At 70.1% G+C, this 6,689-nt stretch carries 6 protein-coding genes and 1 pseudogene; 4 read left to right on the top strand and 3 right to left on the bottom strand.

What is annotated here, in order from left to right; all coding sequences use genetic code 11:
• Positions 1 to 82: 82 nt before the first annotated feature.
• The gene (locus AOK08_RS03815) at positions 83 to 700 is read left to right on the top strand and encodes a TOPRIM nucleotidyl transferase/hydrolase domain-containing protein (protein WP_055523633.1); all 618 of its coding nucleotides are present in this window, start codon (positions 83 to 85) and stop codon (positions 698 to 700) included.
• Positions 701 to 807: 107 nt separating this feature from the next.
• On the opposite strand, the gene AOK08_RS03820 is transcribed toward AOK08_RS03815, so the two are convergent.
• A complete protein-coding gene (locus AOK08_RS03820; protein ID WP_055523645.1) occupies positions 808 to 1,653 on the bottom strand; it encodes an oxidoreductase in 846 nt (281 codons plus the stop codon).
• Positions 1,654 to 1,759: 106 nt separating this feature from the next.
• Between AOK08_RS03820 and AOK08_RS03825 the strand changes: the two genes are divergently transcribed.
• The gene (locus AOK08_RS03825; protein WP_055523635.1) at positions 1,760 to 2,674 is read left to right on the top strand and encodes a LysR family transcriptional regulator; all 915 of its coding nucleotides are present in this window, start codon (positions 1,760 to 1,762) and stop codon (positions 2,672 to 2,674) included.
• A 157-nt stretch (positions 2,675 to 2,831) separates the two neighbouring features.
• Positions 2,832 to 4,217, top strand: a complete 1,386-nt coding sequence (locus AOK08_RS03830) for a serine hydrolase domain-containing protein (protein WP_055523637.1) — start codon at positions 2,832 to 2,834, stop codon at positions 4,215 to 4,217.
• A 57-nt stretch (positions 4,218 to 4,274) separates the two neighbouring features.
• Here the strand turns inward: AOK08_RS03830 and AOK08_RS03835 are convergent, their stop codons facing one another.
• Positions 4,275 to 4,727: a GNAT family N-acetyltransferase gene (locus AOK08_RS03835; protein WP_055523638.1), complete on the bottom strand. Its 453-nt coding sequence runs from the start codon at positions 4,725 to 4,727 to the stop codon at positions 4,275 to 4,277.
• Between the two features lie 152 nt (positions 4,728 to 4,879).
• A complete protein-coding gene (locus tag AOK08_RS03840; RefSeq protein ID WP_055523640.1) occupies positions 4,880 to 5,746 on the bottom strand; it encodes a GNAT family N-acetyltransferase in 867 nt (288 codons plus the stop codon).
• Between the two features lie 587 nt (positions 5,747 to 6,333).
• On the opposite strand from AOK08_RS03840, the pseudogene AOK08_RS46825 reads away from it, so the two are divergent.
• Positions 6,334 to 6,689 (top strand): annotated as a pseudogene (locus AOK08_RS46825) (globin domain-containing protein); the annotation flags it as partial.

The raw sequence follows: 6,689 nt of genomic DNA on the forward strand, positions 1-6,689 counted from the left end.
GAAACGAGCCGAGGCGGCTGTTCCATTCAGGCCGCCGAAATAATCCCGTGCCCTGCCACCGGTGTGCGTGCAGACTCGCCCCATGGCGGACATGAGGGCGTTCCAGGACGCGGTCACCAGTTGGGCGACGGGCGGGCCCGACGAGCCGGCACGCGAGCTGGCGGAACGCCTGGGGGCACGGACCGCGGTGCTCCTGGAAGGGCTGAGCGATCTCGCGGCCGTCGAGGCGCTGGCCGCGAGGCGTGGCCGGGACCTGGCCGCCGAAGGAGTGTGTGTCGTGTCGATGGGCGGGGCGATGAGCGTCGGGCGCTATGCCGGGCTCCTCGGGCCGCCCGGCCTAGGTCTGCGCCTGACGGGATTGTGCGACGAGGGCGAAAAGGGCTTCTACGAGCGCGGTCTGACGCGGTCACAGGCGCCGCTCAAGGACATCTACGTATGCACCGCGGATCTGGAGGACGAACTCATCCGCGCGCTCGGCACGGCAGGAATCGAGGAGATCTTCCGAGCTGAGGGCGACTTCCGTGCCTGGCAGACCTTCCAGCGTCAGCCCGCACAGCACGGCCGGCCCCGACATCAGCAGGTGCGGCGCTTCCTCGGCACGAAGAAGGGCCGCAAGATCCGCTACGGCCGTCTCCTTGCCGAGGCTCTCGCACCTGACCGGACACCGCCCCCGCTCGACGGTCTCTTCGCCAGCCTGTGAGGGTGCGGAGAGACTGCCGTTTCGATCGTGCTCGACAGCGGACGAGCACGGGCGTCAAACAGTTGGGATGGTCCACCACTGATGGACAGCGGCCCCCCGCCCGGCTGTCACTCCGTGTCGAAGTCCGTGCTCCGGGAGACCTTCTCCCACTCGGTGAGCTCGGCCCTCACGGAGTCCAGATGCGCGGTCAGGAATTCGACCGCGTCCGAGCCGAGGGCAAGACGGAGCGGGGTCTTCTCGGCGTCCAGAGCCAGCCTGATCGCCGCCGCGGCCTTAGCCGGGTCGCCGGGCTGGCTGCCGTCGCTGCCCTGCACCAACTGCCGGGTCGCGCCGACCTTCTCCTGGTACGCCGGGTTCTCCTCGGAGAAGTACGCCGCGCCCTTGCCGAAGAGGTTGGTACGGAAGGCGCCGGGCTCCACGATCAGCACCTTGATGCCGAACGGCGCCACCTCGTCGGCCAGGCCCTCCGACAGTTGCTCCAGCGCTGCCTTGGTCGCGCTGTACGCGGAGAACCCGGCGAACGACAGTTGCCCGCCGAAGCTGCTGATGTTCACGACCGATCCACTGCCCCGCTCCCTCATCTGCGGCAGCAGCGCCCGGGTCAGCCGCGCGGGGCCGAACACGTGCAGCTCGAACAGGTCGCGCAGTTCCTGGTCGGTGGTCTCCTCGAACGCCCCCACCTGGGTACGGCCGGCGTTGTTCACCAGCACGTCCACCCTGCCGTAGCGGGCGAGGACGTCGGCGGCGACCACATCGATCCGTTCGCCGTCGGTGACGTCCATGCTGATCGCCTCGACACGGTCGGGGTGGGCGGCGACCAGGTCGTCCAGAGCCCCGGCCCGCCGGGCGGTGCCGATCACCGTGTCACCAGCGGCGATCGCGGCCTCCGCGATGGCCCTCCCGAAACCGCTGCTCGCGCCGGTGACCAGCCAGACCTTGGCGTTCTCGCTCATCTTCATCTCCCTCGTCGACTGCCGTTCGAGACCTTCCCGGCAACAGGTCCGATCCTTCGGCAGACACCCGGGCGGCGTCCAAGATCCGCTGTGATAGCCATGAGTTATGGACGTCCATGGGCGTGATCTGCGCTACTTCACCTCGGTCGCCGAGGAATTGAGCTTCACCCGCGCCGCCGAGCGGCTGTTCGTCTCCCAGCCCGCGCTGAGCAAGCAGATACGGATGCTGGAGAAGCAGCTCGGCGTGGTCCTGTTCGAACGGGACCGGAGGGCAGTGCGGTTGACCGCGGTGGGGGAAGCCCTGTTACCGCACGCCCGCGCGATGCTGGCTGCCTGGGAGGCCGCGCAGACGGCGGTGCAGGAGGCGAGGACCGCAGAGCGGCACACTCTGGTGATCGGCATGTCCACCAGCCCGGGCCGCGGCCTGCTGCCCGCCCTGCGGGCCCGCCTCGACTTCCGGCATCCGGAGGCGCGGCCCATCCTGCGCCAGGTCAACTGGGCGGATCCCAGCGCCGGACTGGCGGACGGGTCGAGCGACGTCGCCTATGTCTGGCTGCCGTTGCCGGACGAGGACCGTTACCAGTACGCGGTGGTGGCCCGTGAGCCCCGGCTGGTCGCGCTCCCGGACGGACACCCCCTGGCGGCGCGGGCCGCGTCCGACTCCGAGGGAATGGTGGACTTCTCCGATCTGTGGGACGAGCCGTTCCTCGCCCTTCCCCCGGAGGCCGGCCCGCTGCGGGACTACTGGCTCGCCCTGGACGCCCGGGACGGTCGACAACCGCGGATCGGCGGGGTGGTGGCCAGCGCGGAGGAGACCCATGAGGCGGTCGCCGGCGGTCAGGGGGTGGCGCTGCTGGCCACCGGCAACGCCCCGCTGGTCGTCCGGGACAAGGTGATCGCTGTGCCGGTCCGGGGTATCTCCCCGGCCCAGCTGGCGGTGGCCGCCTGCCGGGACGACAAACGGACCCTGGTTCTCGCCTACCTTGCCGCCGCACGGGAGGTGGGGGCCACGACCTGCTGATCGGAGACCTGGAGCGTGGGTGATCTCGTCGGCCCTGCCCTCACGGCAGCCACCCCGGCGGTGTCCCGGCGCCACCGCCGGCCTCAAGACTCAGGGACTCAGGGCCGGAAGCAGAAATGCGCTCGACGCGACGCGGCACGACCGGTGAACTTGCCCCATGACAACACCTGAGGACGAGCTTCTTCCCGGCACCCGGCGGGCACTGCTGCATCGGATCGCGGTTGCCCAGAGTGAAGGGCGGGCCCCGTCGCTGGTCGCAGCGGTGGTACGGGGCGGTGAGACGGTGTGGACGGGGGCACGGACCTCGGTGGACGGCCATGCGCCCGATGCCGACGTGCAGTACCGGATCGGTTCGATCACCAAGACCTTCACCGCCGTGCTGGTGATGCGCCTGCGCGACGAGGGGCTTCTCGATCTGGTGGATCCGCTGGAGAAACACCTGCCGGGGACCGGCGCGGGGGAGGCCACCATCGCCGAGCTGCTCGCACACACCGGTGGGCTGGCGGCCGAGTCACCCGCGCCCTGGTGGGAGCGGACCCCCGGATCACTGCGGCCGGAGCTGGCCGACGTACTCGGGGAGCGGCCGTTGCTGCATCCCGTGGGCCGGCGCCACCACTACTCGAACCCTGGGTACAGCGTTCTGGGCGCGCTGGTCGAGGAGTTGCGCGGTGCTCCGTGGGAGGACGTGCTGCGGCGTGAGGTGCTCGAACCCCTGGGGCTCGGGCGGACCAGCGGGCAGCCCCAGGCGCCGCACGCGGGTGGCTGGGCGGTGCATCCCTGGGCCGATGTGCTGCTGCCGGAGCCGGCGGAGGACCTCGGACGGATGGCGGCGGCCGGTCAGCTCTGGTCCACCACAGGAGACCTGGCGCGCTTCGCCGCCTTCCTCGCGAAGGGGGACGACCGGGTGCTGAGTGCCGCGTCCGTCGCGGAGATGCGTACGCCGGCGGCGCCGGCCGAACCGGAGGACGTGGCGGCGGGTTCGGCGTACGGCCTCGGTATGCAGGTCCAATACCGGGACGGCCGGCTGCTGGTGGGGCATGGAGGATCACTGCCCGGCTTCCTGGCGAGTCTCACCATCAGTGTGGCGGACGACCTCGCGGCCGTCGTACTGGCCAATTGCACCTCCGGTCCGCTGGTGTCCGCGACCGCCGCCGACCTCGTGAAGATCGTCGCGGAGGCCGAGCCACGGATTCCCGAGCCATGGCGTCCCTTGCCCGAAGTCGACAGGGCCGCACTGGATCTGACGGGCCCGTGGTACTGGGGGACCACCCCTTATGCCCTGCGGCTGTCGGCCGACGGGGGCGTCTCGCTGGGGCCGTTGGCCGGTGCCGGCCGCCGCTCGTGCTTCAGGTCGAACGGCGACGGCACCTGGACGGGTCTCGACGGCTACTACGCCGGAGAGCTTCTGCGGGCCGTACGGCGGCCGAACGGCGTCGTGGACCACCTGGACCTCGGGTCGTTCGTCTTCGTGCGTCAGCCGTACGACGAGGGGGCGTCCGTGCCTGGCGGGGTGGATCCGGAGGGGTGGCGTGGGATCAAGTAGGTGTCGACTGCGAGGAAGCGTCATGTTTCACGTGAAACATGACGCTTCCTCCAGGCTTCAGAGCTGGAGCTTGAAGCCCACGTGTGACGGAGTGAAGCCGAGCCGTTCGTAGAAACGATGGGCGTCCGTACGCGTGACGTCCGAGGTCAGCTGAACCAACTGGCAGTTCTCCCGGCGTGACGTGTCGATCGCCCACTCGACGAGCCGGCCGCCCAGTCCGCTGCCGCGTTCGGCGGTGTGGACCCGCACACCCTCGATGATCGACCGGGTCGCGCCCTTGCGGGACAGCCCCGGCACGATCGTGAGCTGGAGCGTGCCCACCACGCGCCCCTCGCGGACCGCGACGACCACGTGCTGGTTCGGGTCGGCGGCCAGCCGGGCCAGTGCGGTCAGGTACGGGGTCAGGTCGTCCGGTGACTCGCGCTGCGCGCCCAGCGGATCGTCGGCGAGCATGTCGACGATCGCGGGAACGTCCTCCCTGGAGGCGGCCCGTATTTCAAGATCTCCCATGGCCGCAGCCTATGCGGGGAGGGCACTGACTCCATGCCAGGACCAGCGGAGCCGGCCCTCACCCCACAGGTGAGCCGGGTAGGTAGCCAGGCGCGGGATCAGGGCCGCCGCTGTGCCTGCCGGCGGCCTGCGTGTGTTTCTGGCGTGGGCCGTCAGCCCGCGGCCACCGTCAGAGGGGCGAACCGCCGCGTCCAGTCACCCGGCAGTTCGGGGATGCCGTAGGTCATCACCGCGTTGAAGGCCACCGGTGCCAGGCCGCGCTCCTTCACCCATGCCAGGAGTTCCTCATGCCGTACGTCGATGTCCGTGCGCAGCGGACGGTCGGTATGGGCGGCGAGTGAGGCGAGAAGCGCTTTCGCAGTCGCCGTGTCTCGGGCGACCAGTGGACCGACGACATGGGTGTCCATGTTGGGCCAGGCCGCCGCGTAACCGATGATCCGGCCGTTCTCCTCGGCGACGCGCAACTGGTCGGAGAAGGCGGGCAGCCGGGTGATCATGGGGGTGCGGTCGGTGCCGAACACCACCTCGTCGAGCCGGATGATGTCGGCGAGATCCTCGGCCGTGGCGGCACGTGTGCCGACCTCGGGCTCCGGCCCGTGAGGGGTGAATTGGCCACGCACCATCTCGGCCCTGCCGCTGGTCTTGAAACCGAGTTCTTCGTACAGAGGGAGGCCGTTCGGGGTCGCGTGCAGCGTCAGAGGCGTGGCACCCATCGCGGCGACCACGTGCCGCATCAGCCGCCGCCCGACACCCTGGCGGGCATGGCGCTCGGCGACCAGCACCATGCCGATGGCTCCCAGGTCGGGGTTTCCGTACGGTCCGTACTCGGTGACCACGCATGCGCTGACCAGTCCGCCGCCCGGGTCGTCGATGCCGTAGCCCTTCCCGGCCGTGAGCAGGAGACCCCATTTGTGCTCCTCGCGGGGCCAGCCCCGGTCCTCGGACAGGTCGGCGCAGGCGGTGAGATCGCGACGCGTCAGACGGCGGATGGGCAGATCAGCGAGGGAAGGAGTCGGCACGCAGGTCAGGCTGTCCGACCGGCGCCCCCGGCGTCCACCTGTTTGCGGTCGGACGCACGTTCTTTTGGCCATGTCGTGCCCGTCCGTGCAGCGCGTGGGCAGATGTTTCACGTGAAACGCCGAGCATCGGTCATCGGACGTCAGACGCCAGCCTCGGCGCTGATGACGCGACTGCGTCCCTTTGACCTCGACGGAACTGTGCTGCACGGGTTGGGATTTGCGGGAAGCCTGTGAATTGGTGCGCGGAACCCGTTGGTTGAGGGGATCGATGGTTCGCGCCTTGCGCGGTAGCGGGCCCTTAAGGGCGGGACTTGTCTGCGCGGCGGCGGCCGGTATGGTCGACCCCGGTTCCTGTCCGCACAAGGGTGCGTATCCCGCGCACGCGGCAGGAGCAGGGCAATGCAGCCTAACGGGATGGAGAGATCGAAGACCCGCATTTCCGGTTACCCGCCGGAGGGCCGGGTTGAATATGGCCGCATTGGACAGGGGGCGAACGGGGAAAGCAAGCCGTCAGTGGGGAACGCGAGCACATTTCCGAGCCAGGAAGTGCGCAGACCGACCGAAAGATGTTCGAGGCGAGGCAGACCATGGACGCTCCGACCACCACGTCGGCCGACAACGGCGCTTCCGGCGGCAGCGGCGGGGGCGGCTGGTTCAAGCCGCGCCAGGAGCCTGAGGTCCCCTCGGGCGGCGAGCAGGAGGCAACGGAGGGCACAGCAGGCCGACTGGCCGCGCTGCGTCCCGTGGGCAGGCCCGCCACGGGCGCCGCCAAGAACTCCTCGCCGGACGCGGACGCTCGTCCTGGTGGGGCGGAGCCTCCGGCGGAGCAGGAACGAATACCAGAGCTGCCGGTCGCTGGAACCCCGGCGATCCCTCCGTCTCCCGGGGCGTTGCCGCCCCTGCCCCTTGCTCCCGCGTCACCCCTTCCCGCACCCTTCGCGCC

Origin of the sequence: Streptomyces graminilatus (assembly GCF_001418565.1) — a bacterium.
GTDB lineage: Bacteria > Actinomycetota > Actinomycetes > Streptomycetales > Streptomycetaceae > Streptomyces > Streptomyces graminilatus.